The organism is Rubrivivax sp. A210 (assembly GCF_904426505.1).
Lineage (GTDB): Bacteria > Pseudomonadota > Gammaproteobacteria > Burkholderiales > Burkholderiaceae_C > Rubrivivax.
In genome coordinates, this window is record NZ_CAJGBN010000011.1 from 1 (window position 1) to 19,758 (window position 19,758).

A 19,758-nucleotide genomic window follows, 5' to 3' on the forward strand; every position below is an offset into this window, starting at 1 on the left:
CGGGTTCCCGTGTGAAAGTAGGACATCGTCAGGCTATTTACCAGAATGGGCCCCAACCGAAAGGTTGGGGCCCTTTCGCCTTTGGGCACTCCATTCGGCCAAGGCCGCTGTAGCGATTGTCGGTAACGGAACAACGCCAACCGCCGCGGCATTGAAGTCAAGTGACTGATTCATAAAGACTTTTTGCTCTGGCACGGCTTTCGCAATGGACGTGGCAACACCGCTACGTTGCACGCGAAACCGCCATGAGCAATACCGCATTCGTTTCGATTGCCGATCTCAAGCGCGGCCGCCATGCGGTCAGCGCCATCCTGGAGACGGCGGCCTCGGGAGGCTGTTCCACCAGTGGCGGCGAGGGCAAGGCCAGCTGCGGCTCGTCCGATGGCCCGGCCGACATGCCGGCCGAGATCTGGGAGAAGGTCAAGAACCATCCCTGCTATTCGGAAGAGGCCCACCACCATTACGCCCGCATGCATGTGGCGGTGGCGCCTGCCTGCAATATCCAGTGCAATTACTGCAATCGCAAGTACGACTGCAGCAATGAGAGCCGGCCCGGCGTGGTCAGCGCCAAGCTCACGCCCGACCAGGCGGTGAAGAAGGTCCTGGCGGTGGCCAGCGAGATTCCGCAGATGACGGTGCTGGGCATCGCCGGACCGGGTGACGCGCTGGCGAATCCGAAGAAGACCTTCGAGACCTTCCGCCGCCTGCAGCAGGATGCACCCGACATCAAGCTCTGCCTGTCGACCAATGGCCTGGCGCTGCCGGAGATGGTTGACGAAATCTGCAAGTACAACATCGACCACGTCACGATCACCATCAACATGGTCGATCCCGAGGTGGGCGCCAAGATCTACCCCTGGATCTTCTGGCAGCACCGCCGGGTCACCGGCATCGAGGCCGCGACCATCCTGCACCGCCAGCAGATGCTGGGCCTGGAGATGCTCACCGCCCGCGGCGTGCTCACCAAGGTGAACTCGGTGCTGATTCCCGGCATCAACGACGAACACCTGATCGAGGTCAACCGCGAGGTCAAGAAGCGCGGCGCCTTCCTGCACAACATCATGCCGCTGATCAGCGAGGCCGAGCACGGCACGGTGTTCGGGCTTACCGGCCAGCGCGGGCCCAGCGCCCAGGAATTGAAGGCGGTGCAGGACGCCTGCATGGGCGGCGCGAATCTGATGCGGCATTGCCGCCAGTGCCGCGCCGATGCCGTGGGCCTGCTGGGCGAAGACCGCAGCGAGGAATTCACGCAAGACAAGGTCGACCAGATGGAAATCGTCTACGACCTCGACAAGCGCCGCGCCTACCAGCAGCAGGTCGAGCTCGAGCGCCAGGCCCAGCACGCCGCCAAGCAGGCCGCTTTGGACGCCGCCGCCACCACCGCCGCCGCTGCCGAAGACGACATCGCCGTGCTGGTGGCCATCGCTACCGAGGGCCAGGGTCGCGTCAACCAGCATTTCGGCCACGCAACCGAGTTCCAGATCTACGAGGTCAGCCGGGCCGCGGCCCACTTCGTCGGTCACCGCCGCGTCGATCTCTACTGCCAGGGCGGCTATGGCGAGGATGAGCAGCTGCCGTCCATCGTCAGCGCCATCAACGACTGCCATGCGGTGCTGGTGTCCAAGATCGGCGCCTGCCCGCGCGACGAGCTGACGGCCGCGGGCATCGAGCCGGTAGACGCCTACGCCCACGAGTTCATCGAGAGCGCCGCGCTGGCCTGGTTTGCCGGCTACCGCGCCCGCATTTTCCGCGGCGAGATCGAGCATCGCCCGCGCGGCGACGCCCGCATCCGCCAGGGCGCCTACACCGCATCGGCTGTATCCACCGAAGCGGCAGCCTGATTCACGCTATTTCCATCCCGACTAGGAGACCCTCATGGCCCTGAAGATCATTGCCTCCACCTGCACCGGCTGCTCCGCCTGCGAGCCCGAGTGCCCGAACGTTGCCATCCGCGAGAAGGGCGGCACCTTCCTGATCGACCCCAAGAAATGCACCGAGTGCGAAGGCCAGTACGACTCGCCCCAGTGCGTGGCCGTGTGCCCGGTCGACGGCTGCATCGTCAAGGTTTGATGGCCATGCTGCAACCCAATGTCACGGTCACCGCGGCGGCCGAGAAGTTCATGCGCCGCATGGTGCGCTTCTCCGACCATCCGGCCGGCGGCTTTCGCCTCAGCGTGGCGCCGGGTGGCTGCTCGGGCTATACGTCGGAGTTCAGCGTTACCGCTGCGCCCGCGGCCGGCGAGGCGGAACTGGCCGTCAACGGCCTGCGCATCTTCCTGCCCGCCGAAAGCCGGCTGCTGCTGGACGGCGTGACGGTGGACTACACCGAGTCGGCTCTGCAATCCGGCCTGAGCTTCATCAACCCGAACGCAGCCGCCTGCGGTTGCTCGACGGCCGACAGTCCGGCGCAGCGTCCGGCCCAGGCCTCGGTGTCGCTGTCGTCGATCAAGCGGATGTAGGGCGGCGCGATGCAGGCCGACTTCGACGACGCCCTGCTCGGCCTGGCCTTGCCGCCCGGCTGCGCCGAGGCGCTGCTCGAAGCCAGCCAGCTGCGCGGTGACGCCGAGCGCGAGATGGCCGCGCTGATGCGCGCCCAGGCGCTGGCGCCCGAGCACCCGGCGGTGCTGATCGCCTTCTACCGCAGCCACTTCTACGGCCACCGCCTGCGACCTGCGCGCGATCTGGCCCGGCGCGCGCTGCTGGCGGGCGCCGCGGCGCTGGGCCTGCCGGCGGTCTGGCGCGAGGTGCCGGCGCTTGCGCTGCCCGGCGCCCGCTTCGACGCCACGACCCGCTTCTACCTCTTCGCGCTCAAGGGCTATGCCTATCTGAGCCTGCGCCTGGGCGAAGCCGACGAGGCGCGAGACGCGCTAGCGCTGTTGCGCGCGCTGGACCCCGAAGACCGCGTCGGTGCCGCTGTGCTGGAGGCCGTGCGCCAGCGCGGCCTGGCCGGTGAGGCCGAGGATGAGGGCCTGCCCGCTGCCACCGGCGCCGCCGCCTGGGCGCGCCTGCCCCAGACGGCGTGACGAGGCCTGCATGGACGCTGCTGAAAACGACATGCCGCCCCAGGACTGGCTGGGCGCGCCCGTCGCCGAGGCCTACTGCCAGGCCTGCGTCCACGCCGACTTGCGTTCGCGCGCCGGTTGCGAGCCCGGCCGCAGCTGCATGCAGGATGTCTATGCAAGGCGCATCGACCGCTTCTTCCGCGCGCATCCGGCCCTGTCCAACGGCCATCTGGCTCACCCCTACTTCGAGGTGCGCGCCATCGCCGCGCGCCACGCTGATCTCTTCCACCTCACGCCGCTGCTGGCCGACGCCGACGAGACCGTGCGCATGCAGCTGGCGCTGCGCCTGCCCCAGCGCCAGTTGCTGCGCCTGCGCGACGACCCGCACCGCGAGGTGCGCATCCGCGTTGCCCACCGCCTGGCCCCGTCCGAGCTGAGGCCGCTGTTGTATGACCCCGACTACCAGGTGCGCGCCATCGTCGCCCAGCGCCTGCCCGAAGCCTTGCTGCCGCTGCTGATCAACGACGGCGATCTTCAGGTGCGCCAGGTGGTTGCGGCGCGCCTTTCCATGCCGGCGCTGTGGCGGATGCAGGCGGATGCCGCCCCCGAGGTGCGCCGCATCGTCGCCCAACGCCTGCCGGCGGCCCTGCTCGACGGCCTGGCGGACGATGGCGACTGGACCGTGCGCTGGGAGGTGGCCTGCCGCGCCACCGGCCCGGCCCTGCTGCGCCTGCTGGCCGACACCGAACCCGAGGTGAGCGAGCGCGCCGCCGCCCGTGCCCTTGAACTGAAGGCCGAGGAGCCCGCTCATGGCTGATATCCGCCGCGACGACGATGTGATCGAGATCGAGGAGCCGCCGCGCTTCGAGATCGGCGAGCGCGTAGCCAGCCGCAGCGTCGTGCGCAACGACGGTACCTACAACGGCCACGACATCGGCGTCGTGCTGGTGGGCAAGGGCGAGGTCGGCTATGTGCGCTCTATCGGCACCTTCCTGCAGCAGTTCTACATCTACGCCGTCGAATTCACCGACAGCGGCCGCCAGGTCGGCATGCGTGCCAAGGAGCTTTGCACGCTCGACCGTCTACCCGATGAAGTGCTTGCACAGCTGGGCGAGCGCGCCGCGCTGGTGCGCGCACTGCGTTGAACACCCCGCACAGGAGACCACCGCCATGATCGATCTGCCCGACCCCGACGCCGCCCGCTACCAGTGGGGCCAGGCGGTGTTCGCTGCCGACCACCTCTTCAACGACGGCAGTTTCCCCGATGCGCCGCTGGACGCGCTGCTGGTGGCCGCCGGCGGGCCTGGCGAGATCGTGCAGGTGGGCCTGCACGAAGAAAGTCGCCAGCCCGTCTACATGGTCGACTTCGGCGTCGCCGTGCTGGGCTGCCTGGAAGAAGAGCTGGCGCCGGCGCCGCTGCTGCCCTCATGAACGCGAGCGGCGTCCGCCCCCGCCGCCGCCGCGGCGCACCCGCCGGCCGCGTGCTGGCGCTGGACGCCCTGCGCATAGAGCGGGCACTCGCTGCACGCACGCGCTACCGCTATGTGCAGCCGCGCGTCGAGGCCGTGGGCGCGGGCTGGCAGGTGCATTGCCCCAACTGTTCGCGCCACATCGCGCCCGATGGCGGCGAAATCGCCATCGCCTGGTTCGAGCCGGGCCCCGAGGGCCGCTGGCGCCTGCATGCCCGCCTGCACGAGCAGGGCCTGTGGGAACTGCAGGAAGAGGGCCTCACGTTGCCAGAGGCTCTGGAGCGGGTCTGCGCCGATCCGCTCGGGGTGTACTGGCCATGAGCGCCGAGCTGCCGGTCTACCTGGACCACAACGCCACCACGCCCCCGCTGGCCGCGGTGGTGGCCGAGATGGTGGACGTGCTGCAGCATGTCTGGGCCAACCCTTCGTCGATGCACGCCAGCGGCCAGGCGGCGCGGCGCGTGCTTGCCGATGCGCGGTTGCGCGTTGCCAGCTTCTTGGGCTGCCAGGCGGCCGAGCTGGTGTTCACCAGCGGTGCCACCGAGGCCAACCACATGGCGGTGCTGGGCGCTCTGGCAGCTCAGCGCGGCCGTCGCCGCATCCTGCTGTCGGCGGTGGAACACCCCGGCCTGCTGGCACTGGCGCGCCGCCTGCAAGGCGAGGGCGTGGCGGTCGACCTGATTCCGGTCGACAGCCAGGGCCGGCTCGACCAGGCCGCGGCCCAGGCGCTGATGGGCGAGGATCTGGCCCTGGTCAGCGTGATGGGCGCCAACAACGAGACCGGCGTGCTGATGCCCACCGCCACCGTGGCCGCGATGGCCCGCGCCTGCGGCGCCTGGATGCATGTCGATGCCACGCAGCTGGCGGGCAAGGCGGCACTGCATTTTGGGGAGAGTGGCGCCGACCTGATGTCGGTCTCGGCGCACAAGTTCGGCGGCCCCAAGGGCGTGGGCGCGCTGATGCAGCGCAAGGGCCTGGTGCTGCCGCCGCTGCTTTCCGGCCGGCAGGAACGCCAGCGCCGCGGCGGCACCGAGAACCTGAGTGGCATCGCCGGCTTTGCCGCCGCCTGCGACCACGCCGCGGCCACGCTGGCGCAGCAGATCTCGGGCATGGGCTCGCTGCGCGACCGGCTGGAGCGCGGCCTGGTCCAGGCCTGGCCGCAGATCCGCATCTACGGCCGCGAGGCCGAACGCCTGGCCAACACTTGCTGCTTCCGGCTCGGCGACCTGCCGGCCGAGCGCGTGCTCGACCGGCTCGAGCGCGCCGGCGTCCTCGCCTCGTCCGGTGCCGCCTGCAGCGCCGGCGGCACGCAACCTTCGCATGTGCTGCTGGCCATGGGCGAGAGCCCGCTGCATGCCAAGGGCGGCGTGCGGCTCTCGCTGGGCACGCACACCACGCCGGCCGACATCGCCCACACCCTGCGCGCCGTGGCCGAGGCCGTGGCGCCGCTGCTGCAGGCCGCAGCCCTTTCCGGACCCTTGTTCAACCCTGCCGAAAGCACCCCATGAAAGTCATGATCCGCAAGACCTCGACCGGCAGGCTCTCGGTCTATGTGCCCAAGAAGGACCTCGAGGAGTTCGTCGTCGCGCAGCAGAACGAGGGGCTCTGGGGCGGCACCGTCACGCTCGGCAATGGCTGGGTGCTGGAACTGCCGGCGATGGCGGCCGACACGCCGCTGCCCATCACCGTCGAGGCGCGCCGCCTGGCGGGCGATTGAGGGGAGACTGAGCATGGACGCGCAGGCCCTTCAGGACATGCTGGCCCTGGCCGAGCAGGCCGGCAGCGTGCGCGAGGCCGCGGCCGCGCTGCGCCAGCGCCACGCCGGCCTGCGCGTGGTGGTGGTCGACGACTTCGACATGCGCGACGAGACACCGGCCGCCGAAGGACTGCGCCACCGACTCTTCCTGGCCGCCACCGACGGCCATTGCTGGAGCCTCACCACCGACCTGACGCAAGCCGCCGGGGTTTTCATCGCCGCGAGACCGGCGCCATGAACGAGGTGCTGGCGCCGGACACGCTGGAACTGTCGGACCCCGACATCAGCGCGCTCGAGCTGCAACTGGTGCAGGCCGCACTGCAATCGCCGCAGCTGAGTGACGGTCCGCTGCTGGCGCGCTTCGAGGGCGGCTTTGCGCGCTGGCTGGGCCGCGCCCATGCGGTGGCCGTGCCCGGCGCCACCCTGGGCACCTGGCTGGCGTTGCGCGCGCTGGGCGTCGGGCCGGGAGATGAGGTCATCGCCTCGGCCCACGGCTGGCAGCCGGTGGCGCAGGCGGTGGCGCTGGCTGGCGCCCGTGCCGTCTTCGGCGACATCGACTACTGGTCGGGCTGCCTGGACCCGGCACGAGCCGCAGCACTGATCACGCCGGCCACGCGCGCCCTCATCGTGGGCAATGCCAACGGCCACCCGGCCGACTGGAAGGCCTGGCGAGCGCTGGCAGACCACCACGGCCTGGCGCTGATCGAGGACAGCAGCGAGGCCCTGGGCTCGGTCTACCGAGGCCGCAAGGTCGGCAGCTTCGGCGATGTCGCGGTCTTCGACTTTGCCCAGCCCTCGGCGCTGTGCTGCGGCGAGGGCGGCATGGTAGCCACCGACAACGAGGCGCTCGCCATCGAGCTACGCCTGCTGCGGGCGCGCGAGGCGGGCGACCGGCGCTCCGTTTCGGCCGGCGCACGCGTGCCGCTGCAGTGCGGCATGAGCGAGCTGACGGCCGCGCTCGGCCTGGCCCAGCTGACCCGCATCGATGAAATCCTCGAGCGGCGCAGCGCCGTGGTGGCGCACTACCTCGACCAGATGCTCAGCTTCGAGGGCATCAAGCCGCCCTATGTGGCGCCCGATGTCGACGCGGTCCATTGGATGCTTTATGTGGTGCACCTGGGCAAGCGCTTCGGTGCCAGCGCCTGCGCCCAGATCATCGAAGACCTGGCCACCGAGGGCATCGCAGCGGCCATGTACAGCCGGCCGCTGCACCAGCAGCACCACTACACGCAGCTGGGCTGGAAGCGCGGCCAGCTGCCCCTGGTCGAGCGCATTGCCGACCGCGCGCTGGCGCTGCCGTTGCACGGCCATCTGGAGCCGGGGCAGATCGCCTTCATCGTCAAGACGCTCAAGGACTCTTCCCTCAACGTCGGCGCCGGCGCCGCCATCTACTGAACCCGGGACACCATGAACCACCTTACCGTTAGCAGCCTGCCCGCCGCCATCGCCCAGGGCCTGGAGGCCGGCACGCTGGCGCCTTATCTGGGCCCCGGCCTGCTTTCACTGTGCGAAGGCGCGGCGCCGCCGGCCCATCCGCTGGCGCTGGCCACGGCGCTGACCGCCAAGGTCGCAGTGCCGGGCAAGATCAAGAACCGCCTCACCGCCGCGGCCCAGTTCATCGAGAACTTCAAGCACCGCAAGACCCTGGTCAAGGCGATGAACGAGATCTTCGCGCTGCAGGCAGAGCCTTCCGCACTGCACCGCTGGCTGGCCGCGCTGCCGGCGCCGTTGATCGTCGACACCTGGTACGACGACACCTTGCGCAGCGCGGTGGCGGCGCAGCGCAGCGACTGGATCGAGGCCCAGGGCCTGGCGCAGAGCGAGCACTTCGGCACCTGGTACGGCTGGTACGACAGCGAGGGCAAGAGCCGCCCCGACCCGGCCATGCCGCGCACCCTGCTCTACAAGCCTTGGGGCGGCCATGCACCGGCCGGCAACTACCTGATCTCGGACAGCGACTTCGTCGAGGTGCTGACCGAGATCGACATCCAGACGCCGATTCCGGCCCTGGTGCAGGAGCGCCGCGCCGCGCTGGGCTTCGTCTTCCTGGGTTGCCGCTTCAACGACCAGCTGCCGCGCGCCTTTGCGCGCCAGATCCTCAAGCGCTCTGCCGGGCCGCACTACGCCGTGCTGGCCGAAGAGCCCACGCGCATGGAAGCCCGCTTCCTGGCCGAACAGGGCATCACGCGCATCGCGCTGCCGCTGGAGCAGGTGGCCGCCGCGCTGTGCGGCTCGACACCGGCCCTGGCCTGAATTCCCTTTCCTCCACTCCCAAGCACCACCATGAGCGACTTCACCCTGATGCCCGCGGGCGTCACCCTCGATCTGCCCGAGGGCACGACCCTGCTGCAGGCCGTGCTGGCCGCCGGCGGCAAGTTTGCCGAATCCTGCCCGGGCGCCAAATGCGGCGCCTGCCATGTCTTCGTCACCGCCGGACGCAAGGGCGTCTCCAAGATGACGCCGGTGGAAAACGCCCGCCTCGATTCCATCATCGGCGTCAGCGGCAAGTCGCGGCTGGCCTGCCAGGCCAGCCTGACCGGCACCGAGGCGGTGACGGTAGAACTTCTGGGCGCCCTTTCGGGCTGAGCCGGGACGCAGGACAGTCCCTGCGGACTGTCCTGCGCCAGGCGAAGGACCGCGAATGTCTCGCAAGAGCGGGCTGAGCCCTATTTGATCTTCGCGCGATCAGCCTTGCTGTAATTGCTGAAGTGCCCTTCGCGGGCCGCCGCGCGGCGGCCCGCGGCGATGAGGGCCTGGCTGGTGCCGGGGGCCGCGGTCAGCGACACCTGGCGCTGCAATTCGGTGCTCTGGCAGTGCGGGCAGGCCGGCACGGTGCTGCTGCGCACCAGCAGCTCGAAGGCCTGGCTGCAGGCGCTGCAGCGGTAGTCGTACATCGGCATGGTCGTCCTTTCGGGTCTTGTTCAGGAAGGGGAAGGCGTGGCGAATGCAAGAAGGGCGAGCGTCTGTTCGGTGATCTCGGCACGCACGGCGGGATCCAGACGCTTGAGCCAGTGCCGCGGCAGGCCGGTGGCGCCGCAGCGCGCGCCGGCCAGCATGCCGACCAGGGCGCCAGTGGTGTCGGCGTCGTCACCGCGGTTGACGGCGGCCAGCATCGCGTCCTCGAAGTCTTGATGGCTGCAGACGCAGTGCAGCACGGTCTGCACCGTGTCCACCACATAGCCGCTGGCGCGGCCTGGATAGGGCTGGAAGCGGAAGGCCGGGTGGGCCGCCGCGAGGGCAAGAGCCTGCTCGGACAAGTTGTTCTCGCCTTCCAGCAGCCCGCGCAGCATCCGCCCCAGGCCAAGCACTGCTGCATCGGACAACGGGTGGTGGTGGGTGATGCGGGCCTGGGCCAGCGAGACGCGCTCGAACAAGGCCTCGTCGCCCAGCGTGGCCAGGGCCGCGGGCAGATTGCGCATCAGCGCGCCATTGCCGCCGTCGGATTCCTGCTGCGGACCGGCCAGTGTGCCGTCGCGCAAATAGCGCTGGATGCCGCGGCGGCAGGTATTGCCGCAGTCCACCGGCTTGCCGCGCCACCAAGCGACATAGGCGTCGGCGATGAGCCGCGTCTCCCAGGGCCGGCCTTCGCGCTGGCCTTGGATCAAGGCCTTGCCCAGGGCCAGGCACATGGTCGTGTCGTCGGTCACCTGGCCCGGCGCCAGCTTGAGCCAGCCGCCGCCGACGATGTGGCGGTGCATGCCGCCTTGCGAGGCATAGCGCTGCGCGATTTCGCGCGGCGTCATGAACTCGACTGTGGCGCCCAGCGCGTCGCCGATGGCCAGGCCCAGGTAGGCGCCCAGCGCACGGTCTTTGAGCGTGCACGCTTCGGTGCCGTGATCGGTCAGATCAGGCATAGCTGGCCTCCACTTCATAGAGCCCGCCGATGGCCAGCACCTCGGCCTCGCCGCGCAGCGAATTGGTGTCGAGCAGGCCGGGCACCAGCAGCAGCTTGGTCAGCGGCACCTCGGCGCGCAGCAGCCAGTCACCGAAGCAGCCGGCCTGTTCGCGCGTGGTGCTGAACGAGACCAGGCTGTTCAGGCGCACGGTGCAGTGGCGCTGGCGCAGCGAGCCGGCCACGATCTGCTCTTCGCAGCGGTTGCTGCCGCGCCAGAGCGTGACGCGCGGCCCGGCACCCAGCAAACCGTGGCGGGCCAGTGCCCATTGGCAGAACTCGAACAGCAGGTCGAGTTGGTGGAAGACGTAATTGCCTTCGTAGCGGTTGGCCGCCTTCTCCTCGAGATAGGCCACCCAGGCCGGCGAGGGAAAGCGGCCCAGCGCCACCTTGTGGAAGACCGGGATGACGCCGAAGCGGCTTTGCGCCCAGCCCTTGAGCACGGCGCCGGCGCCACCATTCGAATCCAGCCCCCAGCCCTGCAGCAGCTTCAGGTAGCTGGGCCGCCAGCGGTGGGGCGGATCGGCCGTGACCTCCTGCAGCACCGGCAGGGGCGTGAGCGCAAAGCTGTCGCTCATGTGGCGGGCGAAGAGCTTGCGGGCCTCGGCCAGGCCATCGCAGCGGGCGAGGCGCTCGAAGAGGCCGGCATGGGCCTCGCGTACGCCGGCCACATGCAGCGGCTGCGGCGCCGCATTGAACGCGGTGCCGGCCAGCAGCGACGCCGGCACGCCCACCAGATTGGTGGCGGTCCAGCGTGCCGCGTCGGCGCCGCGCTCTTCGTCCATGGCCCGCGCCTGCGACGGGCCGGGTTCAGACGGGCCGGTTCTCGTTGGGGTTGCGAACCGGGCCCATCAGCGCCAGGCCTTCGGCATAGGTGATGGTGTCGAAGGTGGTGTCGAACTTCAGCGCCGCATCGGCCACGCGGTCGGTCTTGCCGGCGGTGTCGAGCTTCTTCAGCTCGGTCTTCTCCAGGTACAGCAGTTCCAGCAGTTCGTTGTAGACGGTGGATTCGTCGATGGGCAGCACATAGAACATCGCACCATTCAGCGCCACCTGGTACTTCTTGCTGAGGTCGATGTTGTTGCAGAACAGGAAGTACTTGCCGCCGGCGCTGAGTGTGCTGCCCAGCACCTCGGCCACGTCCTTGAGGTGGGCGAAGTTGAGCAGGTAACCGGCGAAGAAGGGCAGCTTGTCGCTGCCTTCCTGGGCGACGGCGATGACCTGGTCGCAGGTCAGCTCGGGCGGGCGCGCCTCGTCGGCCATCTTGGGGGCGAAGCGCAAGGCCAGTTCGCCGCGGAAGCCGATGCGCCCCGGCTTCTTGGTGGCGGCCTTGAGCACGGGGTTGAGCATGCGGCCCTCGGCTTCGAGGCGGGCAAAGGCGGTGGCGGCAAGGCCGCTTTCGGCGACGGCAGTGGTCATGGGGGGCTCCGTTGGTAATGGGGGTCTGCCACCTATCAATGCAACCCCCGTACCAGCATGCGGGCGCGAGCGGCAATTCCCGCGTGCCACCTCGCAGGGCCGCAGGCTGGGCGCTCGATGAAAGCTCCATTGAAGCGCGGCAGCGCGCCAGGCCGCATCGCCGCAAAAGACCGCCACGAACTCGCGTTTGTCGCGTTTCGAACAAAAGGCCAGGGCCCGGGCCGCCATCGCCAAGAGCGAACTTTTCTCATTGAAATCAAAGGCTTGGCCTCAAGGTCAGGGGGTGGCACGGCCATTGCGAAGAGGACAGGGCGCGAACCCCATGACAGGCCCCGAGGGACCTTCAAAGAAGACCCACACAGGCACCGAAGGCTGCATGGAGATAGCGACGAACGGCATCCCCTCTCGTCAACTCTCCCTTTACTCCCACAGGAGCACTCAAATGGCAAAACTTCGGCAAATCGCCTTCTACGGCAAGGGCGGCATCGGCAAGTCCACCACCAGCCAGAACACCCTCGCGGCCCTTTCCGAAATGGGTCAGAAGATCCTCATCGTCGGCTGCGACCCCAAGGCCGATTCGACCCGCCTGATCCTGCACGCCAAGGCCCAGGACACCATCCTCTCGCTGGCCGCCGAAGCCGGCTCGGTGGAGGACCTGGAGCTCGAAGACGTCATGAAGATCGGCTACCGCGACATTCGTTGCGTCGAGTCCGGTGGCCCGGAGCCGGGCGTCGGCTGCGCTGGCCGTGGCGTCATCACCTCGATCAACTTCCTCGAGGAAAACGGTGCCTATGACGGCGTCGACTACGTCAGCTACGACGTGCTCGGCGACGTGGTCTGCGGCGGCTTCGCCATGCCCATCCGCGAGAACAAGGCGCAGGAAATCTACATCGTGATGTCGGGCGAGATGATGGCCATGTACGCGGCCAACAACATCTCCAAGGGCATCCTGAAGTACGCCAACAGCGGCGGCGTGCGCCTGGGCGGCCTGGTCTGCAACGAGCGCCAGACCGACAAGGAACTGGAACTCGCCGACAGCCTGGCCAAGATGCTGGGCAGCCGCCTGATCCACTTCGTGCCGCGCGACAACATCGTGCAGCACGCCGAGCTGCGCCGCATGACGGTGCTCGAGTACGCGCCCGAGTCCAAGCAGGCCGAAGAGTACCGCCAGCTGGCCCAGAAGATCCACGCCAACGCCGGCAACGGCACCATCCCCACCCCCATCACCATGGACCAGCTGGAAGACCTGCTGATGGAGCACGGGATCATGAAGTCCATCGACGAGAGCCTGGTCGGCAAGGCTGCGGCCGAAGCCGCCGCGCTCGCCGCCGCGGCCTGATCCCAAGCAACCCCTGCAGCCCGGGCGGTACGCCGCCCGGGCCCCGAATACCCTGCGGAGAATAGACATGAGCATGACGGTTGAAGAGCGCAAGGCCACCAACAAGGCCTTGATCGAAGAGGTCTTGAAGGCCTACCCGGACAAGATGGCCAAGCGCCGCGCCAAGCACCTCAATCAATTCGAGGAAGGCAAGCCGGATTGCGGTGTCAAGAGCAACATCAAGAGCCTGCCCGGCGTGATGACCATCCGCGGCTGCGCCTATGCGGGCAGCAAGGGCGTGGTCTGGGGCCCGATCAAGGACATGGTGCACATCAGCCATGGCCCGGTGGGCTGCGGCCAGTACAGCTGGGGCAATCGCCGCAACTACTACATCGGCACCACCGGCGTCGACAGCTTCGTGACGATGCAGTTCACGAGCGACTTCCAGGAAAAGGACATCGTCTTCGGCGGCGACAAGAAGCTCGACAAGATCATCGACGAGATCCAGGAACTGTTCCCGCTGAACAAGGGCATCAGCATCCAGAGCGAGTGCCCGATCGGCCTGATCGGTGACGACATCGAGGCCGTCAGCAAGAAGAAGAGCGCGCAGTACGGCGGCCACACCATCGTGCCGGTGCGCTGCGAAGGCTTCCGCGGCGTGAGCCAGAGCCTGGGCCACCACCTGGCCAACGACGCCATCCGCGACTGGGTGTTCGACAAGATGGACGGCGCCAAGCGTCCCGAGTTCGAGAGCACGCCCTACGACGTGACCATCATCGGCGACTACAACATCGGCGGCGACGCCTGGTCCAGCCGCATCCTGCTGGAAGAGATCGGCCTGCGCGTGATCGCGCAGTGGTCGGGTGACGGCACGCTGGCCGAGCTGGAGAACACGCCCCGCGCCAAGCTCAACCTGATCCATTGCTACCGCTCGATGAACTACATCAGCCGGCACATGGAAGAGAAGTACGGCATTCCCTGGGTCGAATACAACTTCTTCGGCCCGACCAAGATCGCCGAGAGCCTGCGCGAGATCGCGAGCCACTTCGACGACACCATCAAGGCCAAGGCCGAGGCCGTGATCGCCAAGTACCAGCCGCTGGTGGATTCCATCGTGGCCAAGTACAAGCCGCGCCTGCAGGGCAAGACCGTGATGCTGTTCGTGGGCGGCCTGCGCCCCCGCCACGTCATCGGCGCCTACGAGGACCTGGGCATGGAAGTGGTGGGCACCGGCTACGAGTTCGCCCACGGCGATGACTACCAGCGCACCACGCATTACGTCAAGGACGGCACGCTGATCTACGACGACGTGACCGGCTACGAGTTCGAGAAGTTTGTCGAGAAGATCCAGCCCGACCTGGTGGGCTCGGGCGTCAAGGAAAAGTACATCTTCCAGAAGATGGGCGTGCCTTTCCGCCAGATGCACAGCTGGGACTACAGCGGCCCTTACCACGGCTACGACGGCTTCGCGATCTTTGCCCGCGACATGGACATGGCGATCAGCTCGCCGGTCTGGGGCATGACCACGGCGCCCTGGAAGAAGGCCGCCTGAAGGCAGCCGCGCAACCCATCAACACCCTCAGGAGCCCGACATGCCCCAAGTTGCCGAAAAGGTCATAGACCACGAGATGCTGTTCCGCGAGCCGGAATACCAGAAGATGCTCGCCGACAAGAAGGCGAACTTCGAGTTCAATCACGGTGAAGCCAAGGTCGCCGAGATCGTCGACTGGACCAAGACCTTCGACTACCGCGAGAAGAACTTCTCGCGCGAGGCGCTCACCGTCAACCCGGCCAAGGCCTGCCAGCCCCTGGGCGCGGTGTTCGCCGCCAACGGCTTCAACAAGACACTGAGCTTCGTCCACGGCAGCCAAGGCTGCGTGGCCTACTACCGCAGCCACTTCAGCCGCCACTTCAAGGAGCCGACTTCCTGCGTCAGCTCTTCGATGACGGAAGACGCGGCCGTGTTCGGTGGCCTGAACAACATGGTCGACGGCCTGAGCAACGCCTACAACCTGTACAAGCCGGACATGATCGCGGTGTCCACCACCTGCATGGCCGAAGTGATCGGTGACGACCTCAACGCCTTCATCAAGACGGCCAAGGAAAAGGGCAGCGTTCCGGCCGACTTCGACGTGCCGTTCGCCCACACCCCGGCGTTCGTCGGCAGCCACATCACCGGCTACGACAACGCGCTGCTGGGCGTGCTGCAGTACTTCTGGGACGGCAAGGCCGGTTCGGTGCCGCCGCTGGAGCGCGTGCCCGACGACAGCATCAACTTCATCGCCGGCTTCGACGGTTTCGTCTGCGGCAACATGGAGGAGATCAAGCGCATCTTCAAGCTGTTCGATGCCAAGGTGAACATCGTCTGCGACCCGTCCGATGTGTGGAACACCCCCACCGATGGCGAGTTCCGCATGTACGAGGGCGGCACCACCAAGGAAACGGTCATCGCGGCGCTCAACGCCAAGGCGACCATCGTCTTCCAGGAGTTCTGCACCGAGAAGACGGCCAAGTACATCGCCACCAAGGGCCAGGAAGTCGTGGCGCTGAACATGCCCGTGGGCGTGGCCGGCACCGACCGCTTCATCATGGCCGTCTCGCGCCTCACCGGCAAGCCGGTTCCGGCGGTGCTCGAGCGCGAGCGCGGCCAGCTGGTCGACGCCATGGCCGACAGCCAGGCCCACCTGCACGGCAAGCGCTACGCCGTCTATGGTGACCCCGACCAGGTGCTGGGCTACACCGAGTTCCTGCTGGAGCTGGGCGCCGAGCCGGTGCACCTGCTGTCCACCAACGGTGGCGAAGAGTGGGCCAAGCGTGTGACTGCGTTGCTCGCGGCCTCGCCCTACGGCCTGGTGGGCAAGGCGCATCCCAAGCGCGACCTGTGGCACATGCGGTCGTTGCTGCACACCGAGCCGGTGGACTTCCTGATCGGCAGCACCTACGGCAAGTACCTCGAGCGCGACTGCGACGTGCCGCTGGTGCGCCTGTCGTTCCCGATCTTCGACCGCCACAACTACCACCGCTTCGCGACCTGGGGCTACAAGGGCGCGCTCTGGCTGCACACGATGCTGCTGGACGAGTTCTTCGAGGCCCTGGACGCCAACACCAAGGCGACGGCCAAGACCGACTACTCCTACGACATCGTCCGCTGAAGCGGCGCATCCACCGGCTGCGTGGGCCGGGGATGCGTCTGCGGTGCTCGCCGTACGGGTGTATGGCGTTGCCGCTCGCCGCAACCTCGGCCCGCTCGCGATGGTGGTTGCACCCTTTCAGAACACCGAACCAATTTTGGAGGGCCTCATGGCCAATGTGACTTTCTCTTCGCCGAGCATGCAGCGCGACATCACGGTCTACGCCGTGGCCGGCGACAACAAGACCCTGCTGGCCGTGGCCAAGGAGCACAAGGTGCCCGTACACCACGAGTGCGAGAACGGCGAGTGCGGCTCCTGCCTGATCCAGGTGAAGGTGCTGGGCACCAACCGGCCGACCGGCATCGCGCTTACCGAGAAGGAAAAGACGGTGCTGCGCTACGCCGGCAAGATCACGGCCAAGCAGATCGAGGACGCCGAGACCAACGACATGCCGCCGCCCTGGCGCCTGGCCTGCCAGTACATCGTGCGCCACGAGGACATCCTGGTGACCTTCTGAAGCTTGGCCTGGGCGATGTCTTCGTTGCCCGGGCCTTCTGTTCTGGATTGCACGCCCCATGATCATCGTCGTCGAGAAGCCCGCCTCCGGCGCCCCGGCCCACGCCTGGTTTGCCTACGACGCCCCCGACCTGCTGCGCAAGCTGGTCACGGGCGAGGCGGCGGCGCGGCTGGACGATGACAACGCTGCCGACGACATGGGCGCGCTGGCCGAGGCCGCCGAAGCCACCTTGTCGGCGCGCGGCGAGCATCGCATCTATACCGACGAGTCCGCGGCGATGGCGGCGTTCGAGCGGCTGGCCGACCCCTTCTGGGAAGGCCAGGGCTGGCGTGCGCGCCTGGCGCTGCGGGAGCAGTTGATCGCGCTGGAAGTGTTGGCCGACGATCTTTGATTGGCTGCTGCTGCTGCTGCGTACGCCGCAGTGGTGGCGTCGCGCCAGGCGGCATTCGGCGGCGGCTCATGCTGCGGCGGTCGGCGCTTCGAGCGGCAAAGGCGGGCCCGGGCGGGCCGTGGCGCTTCGGCGAGGCGGTCGGTCCCTGGGGGGCCGACTTCCCTGCGGTGCTCGGGCCCGTGGCCCCGCCGCAAAAATCGCTACGCTCACTTCGTTCGCTGCGCTCAGACAATTGCGGCGAGTCAGTCCACGATGCTCGCTGCGCTCGCGGCCACGGGCCCTGCGCTCCTCGGCGCCTCGCAGGCGCGCCACGGCCCGCCCGGGCCCGCCGTTGCACAACCGTCGGTGGCGCGCGAACGCCGCCTGACGCGACGTCTCAATGCCGCGAGAACAAATCCCTCAGCTTGCACAGCGTCGTCGTGATGTCGAAGCGCGTGTCCGGCAGCGCCTCGCCATCCAGCACCTTGCGCAGCGCCAGCGCCGGATCGCTCTCGCCCGTCAGCAGCACCTGCGCCCCCCACTTCGCCATGTGGCGCAGAAAGCCGTCGCCCGCACTGCCGGCGATCATGATCTCCACGCCGTGCAGTGGGTGCGGGCCGTCATCCTTGAAGTGATGCGGCAGCTGTTCCTTGGAGAGCAGAACAGGTTGACCCGGCGGCAGCGCCATCCCCGGCTCGCACTCGAACAGCAACCAGTGGCGAGCCTGGCCCGCATGGCCGGCAACCTGGGGGTTCTGATCTTGATCGGTGACGGCAATGGCAATCTTCATGGTGTCATGGCTTGAGGCTGTGAATGGCTGCCTTGCAACATCCGGTCCATGCCGCCGTGGTACGCCGATTGCTCGTCAGCGGCCATGAGCACCCTCCACTTCTATGAGAAGCCCGGCTGCGCCGGCAATGCGCGCCAGCGCGCGCTGCTGCAGGCCGCCGGCCACACGCTGATCCGGCACGATCTGCTGAGCGAGCCCTGGACGGCGCAGACGCTGCTGCCCTTTTTGCAGCCACTGCCCGTGAGCGACTGGTTCAACCGTGCCGCGCCCGCGGTGAAGAGCGGCCAGGTCGTGCCCGAGCAACTCGATGCCGATGCGGCGCTGGCCCTGCTGCTGGCGCAGCCGCTGCTGATCCGCCGCCCGCTGCTGCAGCGCGAGGACGGCGCGCGCCTGGTCGGCTTTGAAGCGGCTGCGGTCGACCGCTTCGTCGGCCTGGCCGCCAGCGTGGATCGCAGTGCCCCGCTGGAAGGCTGCGCCGCCGCGCCCGACGCCGGCCCCTGCCCTTGAGTCGGGTGCCGGCCGCGTCGCTTTTGTCGCAATCCGCCCAACGCGACAAGGCCTGGCTCGAAGCGCCAAGTGCTTGATTTGCTGGGGATTGGCGCGCTGGCAGGTGCTGGCACCAATCCTGCGATGGTGCATGCAACCCCGCCCACGAAAGGCACCGCATGTCGCACACCCTCAACGCCAAGATCGCCCAGGTCTTCGACGAGCCGGGCTGCGACGTCAACCAGTCCAAGGATGCCAAGGCGCGCAAGGCCGGCTGCACCAAGCAACTGACGCCGGGCGCCGCGGCCGGTGGCTGTGCCTTCGACGGTGCCAAGATTGCGCTGCAGCCCATCGTCGACGTGGCCCACCTGGTACACGGCCCCATCGCCTGCGAAGGCAACAGCTGGGACAACCGCCACAGCGCCTCGTCGGGCTCCATGGTCTACCGCAGCGGCTTCACCACCGACATCAACGAGTTCGACGTCATCTACGGTGGCGAGAAGCGGCTGTTCAAGGCGGTGCGCGAGATCATCGAAAAGGTCGACCCGCCGGCCATCTTCGTCTACCAGACCTGCGTCACCGCGATGATCGGCGACGACATCGAGGCGGTGTGCAAGCGCGCCACAGAGAAGTTCGGCAAGCCGGTGATCCCGGTCAACGCACCGGGCTTTGCCGGCCCCAAGAACCTGGGCAACAAGCTCGGCGCCGAGGCGCTGCTGGACTACGTGATCGGCACCCAGGAGCCCGCGCACACCACGCCCTACGACATCAACATCATTGGCGAATACAACCTCAGCGGTGAGCTGTGGCAGGTCAAGCCGCTGCTCGATGCGCTGGGCGTGCGCGTGCTGTCGTGTATTTCGGGCGATGGACGCTATGCCGAGGTGGCCTCGTCACACCGCGCCCGCGCCAACATGATGGTGTGCAGCAAGTCGATGATCAACGTCGCCACGCGCATGCAGCAGCGCTGGGGCATCCCGTACTTCGAAGGCAGCTTCTACGGCATCAGCGACATGAGCCAGACGCTGCGCGAGATCTGCCGCCTGCTGGTGGAGCAGGGCGCGCCTGCCGAACTGAGTGAGCGCGCCGAAGCCCTGATCGTGGCCGAAGAGGCGCGTGCCTGGGGCCGCATCCGCGCCTACCGCGAACGCCTGGCGGGCAAAAAGGTGCTGCTCATCACCGGCGGTGTGAAGAGCTGGAGCGTGGTCTCGGCGCTGCAGGAGGCCGGGCTCGAGGTGGTGGGCACCAGCGTCAAGAAGAGCACGAAAGAGGACAAGGCCAAGATCAAGGAAATCATGGGCCTGACCGGAGAAGACAGCGCCCACATGATCGACGACATGACGCCGCGCCAGATGTACGCGATGCTGCGTGACGCCAGGGCCGACATCATGCTCAGCGGCGGCCGCAGCCAGTTCGTCGCGCTCAAGGCGCGCATGCCCTGGATGGACATCAACCAGGAACGCCACCACGCCTTTGCCGGCTACGAGGGCATGGTCACCATGGTGGCCGAGATCGACAAGGCGCTGTTCAACCCGGTGTGGCAGCAGGTGCGCACGCCGGCGCCGTGGGAGACCGTCGATCCGCTGCTGGCGACGGAAGGGGTTTGAG

The 19,758-nt window shown here is 67.9% G+C and carries 26 protein-coding genes; 21 read left to right on the plus strand and 5 right to left on the minus strand.

Annotated features, from left to right (window positions below; translation table 11 throughout):
- Window positions 1-245: 245 nt before the first annotated feature.
- The 14 genes from nifB to JMV16_RS08260 are packed head-to-tail and all read left to right on the plus strand — an operon-like array spanning window position 246 to window position 8,813.
- A complete protein-coding gene (gene nifB / locus JMV16_RS08195; RefSeq protein ID WP_201493767.1) occupies window positions 246-1,841 on the plus strand; it encodes a nitrogenase cofactor biosynthesis protein NifB in 1,596 nt (531 codons plus the stop codon).
- A 34-nt stretch (window positions 1,842-1,875) separates the two neighbouring features.
- Complete coding sequence (locus JMV16_RS08200) at window positions 1,876-2,070, plus strand: 4Fe-4S binding protein (RefSeq protein ID WP_201493768.1); 195 nt, start codon at window positions 1,876-1,878, stop codon at window positions 2,068-2,070.
- Between the two features lie 5 nt (window positions 2,071-2,075).
- Window positions 2,076-2,459, plus strand: a complete 384-nt coding sequence (locus JMV16_RS08205; RefSeq protein WP_201493769.1) for a HesB/IscA family protein — start codon at window positions 2,076-2,078, stop codon at window positions 2,457-2,459.
- Window positions 2,460-2,468: 9 nt separating this feature from the next.
- Complete coding sequence (locus JMV16_RS08210; RefSeq protein WP_201493770.1) at window positions 2,469-3,023, plus strand: hypothetical protein; 555 nt, start codon at window positions 2,469-2,471, stop codon at window positions 3,021-3,023.
- A gap of 10 nt (window positions 3,024-3,033) precedes the next feature.
- Window positions 3,034-3,819: a 4Fe4S-binding leucine-rich repeat protein gene (locus tag JMV16_RS08215; RefSeq protein WP_201493771.1), complete on the plus strand. Its 786-nt coding sequence runs from the start codon at window positions 3,034-3,036 to the stop codon at window positions 3,817-3,819.
- Window positions 3,812-4,147: a nitrogen fixation protein NifZ gene (locus JMV16_RS08220; protein WP_201493772.1), complete on the plus strand. Its 336-nt coding sequence runs from the start codon at window positions 3,812-3,814 to the stop codon at window positions 4,145-4,147. Before JMV16_RS08215 ends, JMV16_RS08220 begins: the two co-directional genes overlap by 8 nt.
- Before the next feature lie 25 nt (window positions 4,148-4,172).
- Complete coding sequence (locus tag JMV16_RS08225; protein ID WP_201493773.1) at window positions 4,173-4,433, plus strand: nitrogen fixation protein NifZ; 261 nt, start codon at window positions 4,173-4,175, stop codon at window positions 4,431-4,433.
- Window positions 4,430-4,792 carry a hypothetical protein gene (locus JMV16_RS08230; RefSeq protein WP_201493774.1) on the plus strand — a complete coding sequence of 121 codons (363 nt, stop codon included), beginning with the start codon at window positions 4,430-4,432 and terminating at the stop codon, window positions 4,790-4,792. The genes JMV16_RS08225 and JMV16_RS08230 overlap by 4 nt, the downstream gene beginning before the upstream one ends.
- Window positions 4,789-5,979 (plus strand): cysteine desulfurase family protein, encoded by a 1,191-nt coding sequence (locus tag JMV16_RS08235; RefSeq protein ID WP_201493775.1) that lies wholly within the window; start codon window positions 4,789-4,791, stop codon window positions 5,977-5,979. The genes JMV16_RS08230 and JMV16_RS08235 overlap by 4 nt, the downstream gene beginning before the upstream one ends.
- Window positions 5,976-6,188, plus strand: coding sequence for a putative nitrogen fixation protein NifT (nifT, locus tag JMV16_RS08240; protein ID WP_201493776.1), 213 nt, complete (start codon window positions 5,976-5,978; stop codon window positions 6,186-6,188). Before JMV16_RS08235 ends, nifT begins: the two co-directional genes overlap by 4 nt.
- Window positions 6,189-6,201: 13 nt before the next feature.
- Window positions 6,202-6,465 (plus strand): hypothetical protein, encoded by a 264-nt coding sequence (locus tag JMV16_RS08245; RefSeq protein WP_201493777.1) that lies wholly within the window; start codon window positions 6,202-6,204, stop codon window positions 6,463-6,465.
- 8 nt (window positions 6,466-6,473) lie between these two features.
- Window positions 6,474-7,622, plus strand: a complete 1,149-nt coding sequence (locus JMV16_RS08250) for a DegT/DnrJ/EryC1/StrS family aminotransferase (RefSeq protein ID WP_201493850.1) — start codon at window positions 6,474-6,476, stop codon at window positions 7,620-7,622.
- Between the two features lie 12 nt (window positions 7,623-7,634).
- Entirely contained in the window at window positions 7,635-8,480 is an 846-nt protein-coding gene (locus tag JMV16_RS08255; RefSeq protein ID WP_201493778.1) for an SIR2 family NAD-dependent protein deacylase, read from the plus strand.
- Between the two features lie 30 nt (window positions 8,481-8,510).
- Window positions 8,511-8,813, plus strand: a complete 303-nt coding sequence (locus tag JMV16_RS08260; RefSeq protein ID WP_201493779.1) for a 2Fe-2S iron-sulfur cluster-binding protein — start codon at window positions 8,511-8,513, stop codon at window positions 8,811-8,813.
- Between the two features lie 80 nt (window positions 8,814-8,893).
- Here JMV16_RS08260 and JMV16_RS08265 read toward each other — a convergent pair whose 3' ends face one another.
- From JMV16_RS08265 to JMV16_RS08280, 4 genes are read right to left on the minus strand one after another with little or no spacing between them, the layout of a single operon-like run.
- Complete coding sequence (locus JMV16_RS08265; protein ID WP_201493780.1) at window positions 8,894-9,127, minus strand: FmdB family zinc ribbon protein; 234 nt, start codon at window positions 9,125-9,127, stop codon at window positions 8,894-8,896.
- Window positions 9,128-9,148: 21 nt separating this feature from the next.
- A complete protein-coding gene (gene draG / locus JMV16_RS08270; protein ID WP_201493781.1) occupies window positions 9,149-10,081 on the minus strand; it encodes an ADP-ribosyl-[dinitrogen reductase] hydrolase in 933 nt (310 codons plus the stop codon).
- Entirely contained in the window at window positions 10,074-10,904 is an 831-nt protein-coding gene (locus tag JMV16_RS08275) for an NAD(+)--dinitrogen-reductase ADP-D-ribosyltransferase (protein WP_201493782.1), read from the minus strand. The genes draG and JMV16_RS08275 overlap by 8 nt, the downstream gene beginning before the upstream one ends.
- Window positions 10,905-10,929: 25 nt before the next feature.
- On the minus strand, window positions 10,930-11,538 hold the full coding sequence (locus JMV16_RS08280) for a hypothetical protein (protein WP_201493783.1): 609 nt from the start codon (window positions 11,536-11,538) through the stop codon (window positions 10,930-10,932).
- 442 nt (window positions 11,539-11,980) lie between these two features.
- Here JMV16_RS08280 and nifH point away from each other — a divergent pair, with 442 nt between their 5' ends.
- The 5 genes from nifH (at window position 11,981) to JMV16_RS08305 (ending at window position 16,895) form a co-directional block, all read left to right on the plus strand.
- Window positions 11,981-12,877 carry a nitrogenase iron protein gene (nifH, locus tag JMV16_RS08285; protein WP_201493784.1) on the plus strand — a complete coding sequence of 299 codons (897 nt, stop codon included), beginning with the start codon at window positions 11,981-11,983 and terminating at the stop codon, window positions 12,875-12,877.
- Between the two features lie 67 nt (window positions 12,878-12,944).
- Complete coding sequence (gene nifD / locus JMV16_RS08290) at window positions 12,945-14,408, plus strand: nitrogenase molybdenum-iron protein alpha chain (RefSeq protein ID WP_201493785.1); 1,464 nt, start codon at window positions 12,945-12,947, stop codon at window positions 14,406-14,408.
- A gap of 40 nt (window positions 14,409-14,448) precedes the next feature.
- A complete protein-coding gene (gene nifK / locus JMV16_RS08295) occupies window positions 14,449-16,008 on the plus strand; it encodes a nitrogenase molybdenum-iron protein subunit beta (protein WP_201493786.1) in 1,560 nt (519 codons plus the stop codon).
- 148 nt (window positions 16,009-16,156) lie between these two features.
- Window positions 16,157-16,504, plus strand: coding sequence for a 2Fe-2S iron-sulfur cluster-binding protein (locus JMV16_RS08300; protein ID WP_201493787.1), 348 nt, complete (start codon window positions 16,157-16,159; stop codon window positions 16,502-16,504).
- Between the two features lie 58 nt (window positions 16,505-16,562).
- Window positions 16,563-16,895: a hypothetical protein gene (locus JMV16_RS08305; protein WP_201493788.1), complete on the plus strand. Its 333-nt coding sequence runs from the start codon at window positions 16,563-16,565 to the stop codon at window positions 16,893-16,895.
- A 376-nt stretch (window positions 16,896-17,271) separates the two neighbouring features.
- Here JMV16_RS08305 and JMV16_RS08310 read toward each other — a convergent pair whose 3' ends face one another.
- Window positions 17,272-17,664, minus strand: coding sequence for a NifB/NifX family molybdenum-iron cluster-binding protein (locus JMV16_RS08310; protein WP_201493789.1), 393 nt, complete (start codon window positions 17,662-17,664; stop codon window positions 17,272-17,274).
- A gap of 84 nt (window positions 17,665-17,748) precedes the next feature.
- Between JMV16_RS08310 and JMV16_RS08315 the strand changes: the two genes are divergently transcribed.
- Window positions 17,749-18,171: an ArsC/Spx/MgsR family protein gene (locus JMV16_RS08315; protein WP_201493790.1), complete on the plus strand. Its 423-nt coding sequence runs from the start codon at window positions 17,749-17,751 to the stop codon at window positions 18,169-18,171.
- A gap of 158 nt (window positions 18,172-18,329) precedes the next feature.
- Entirely contained in the window at window positions 18,330-19,757 is a 1,428-nt protein-coding gene (nifE, locus tag JMV16_RS08320; protein WP_201493791.1) for a nitrogenase iron-molybdenum cofactor biosynthesis protein NifE, read from the plus strand.
- The last annotated feature ends 1 nt before the right edge of the window (window position 19,758 follow it).

Excerpts from the sequence above, each read along its gene's own strand:
- nifB (WP_201493767.1), top strand. The coding sequence starts at position 246 with ATGAGCAATACCGCATTCGTTTCGATTGCCGATCTCAAGCGCGGCCGC.
- JMV16_RS08200 (WP_201493768.1), top strand. The coding sequence starts at position 1,876 with ATGGCCCTGAAGATCATTGCCTCCACCTGCACCGGCTGCTCCGCCTGC.
- JMV16_RS08205 (WP_201493769.1), top strand. The coding sequence starts at position 2,076 with ATGCTGCAACCCAATGTCACGGTCACCGCGGCGGCCGAGAAGTTCATG.
- JMV16_RS08210 (WP_201493770.1), top strand. The coding sequence starts at position 2,469 with ATGCAGGCCGACTTCGACGACGCCCTGCTCGGCCTGGCCTTGCCGCCC.
- JMV16_RS08215 (WP_201493771.1), top strand. The coding sequence starts at position 3,034 with ATGGACGCTGCTGAAAACGACATGCCGCCCCAGGACTGGCTGGGCGCG.
- JMV16_RS08220 (WP_201493772.1), top strand. The coding sequence starts at position 3,812 with ATGGCTGATATCCGCCGCGACGACGATGTGATCGAGATCGAGGAGCCG.
- JMV16_RS08225 (WP_201493773.1), top strand. The coding sequence starts at position 4,173 with ATGATCGATCTGCCCGACCCCGACGCCGCCCGCTACCAGTGGGGCCAG.
- JMV16_RS08230 (WP_201493774.1), top strand. The coding sequence starts at position 4,430 with ATGAACGCGAGCGGCGTCCGCCCCCGCCGCCGCCGCGGCGCACCCGCC.
- JMV16_RS08235 (WP_201493775.1), top strand. The coding sequence starts at position 4,789 with ATGAGCGCCGAGCTGCCGGTCTACCTGGACCACAACGCCACCACGCCC.
- nifT (WP_201493776.1), top strand. The coding sequence starts at position 5,976 with ATGAAAGTCATGATCCGCAAGACCTCGACCGGCAGGCTCTCGGTCTAT.
- JMV16_RS08245 (WP_201493777.1), top strand. The coding sequence starts at position 6,202 with ATGGACGCGCAGGCCCTTCAGGACATGCTGGCCCTGGCCGAGCAGGCC.
- JMV16_RS08255 (WP_201493778.1), top strand. The coding sequence starts at position 7,635 with ATGAACCACCTTACCGTTAGCAGCCTGCCCGCCGCCATCGCCCAGGGC.
- JMV16_RS08260 (WP_201493779.1), top strand. The coding sequence starts at position 8,511 with ATGAGCGACTTCACCCTGATGCCCGCGGGCGTCACCCTCGATCTGCCC.
- JMV16_RS08265 (WP_201493780.1), bottom strand. The coding sequence starts at position 9,127 with ATGCCGATGTACGACTACCGCTGCAGCGCCTGCAGCCAGGCCTTCGAG.
- draG (WP_201493781.1), bottom strand. The coding sequence starts at position 10,081 with ATGCCTGATCTGACCGATCACGGCACCGAAGCGTGCACGCTCAAAGAC.
- JMV16_RS08275 (WP_201493782.1), bottom strand. The coding sequence starts at position 10,904 with ATGGACGAAGAGCGCGGCGCCGACGCGGCACGCTGGACCGCCACCAAT.
- JMV16_RS08280 (WP_201493783.1), bottom strand. The coding sequence starts at position 11,538 with ATGACCACTGCCGTCGCCGAAAGCGGCCTTGCCGCCACCGCCTTTGCC.
- nifH (WP_201493784.1), top strand. The coding sequence starts at position 11,981 with ATGGCAAAACTTCGGCAAATCGCCTTCTACGGCAAGGGCGGCATCGGC.
- nifD (WP_201493785.1), top strand. The coding sequence starts at position 12,945 with ATGAGCATGACGGTTGAAGAGCGCAAGGCCACCAACAAGGCCTTGATC.
- nifK (WP_201493786.1), top strand. The coding sequence starts at position 14,449 with ATGCCCCAAGTTGCCGAAAAGGTCATAGACCACGAGATGCTGTTCCGC.
- JMV16_RS08300 (WP_201493787.1), top strand. The coding sequence starts at position 16,157 with ATGGCCAATGTGACTTTCTCTTCGCCGAGCATGCAGCGCGACATCACG.
- JMV16_RS08305 (WP_201493788.1), top strand. The coding sequence starts at position 16,563 with ATGATCATCGTCGTCGAGAAGCCCGCCTCCGGCGCCCCGGCCCACGCC.
- JMV16_RS08310 (WP_201493789.1), bottom strand. The coding sequence starts at position 17,664 with ATGAAGATTGCCATTGCCGTCACCGATCAAGATCAGAACCCCCAGGTT.
- JMV16_RS08315 (WP_201493790.1), top strand. The coding sequence starts at position 17,749 with ATGAGCACCCTCCACTTCTATGAGAAGCCCGGCTGCGCCGGCAATGCG.
- nifE (WP_201493791.1), top strand. The coding sequence starts at position 18,330 with ATGTCGCACACCCTCAACGCCAAGATCGCCCAGGTCTTCGACGAGCCG.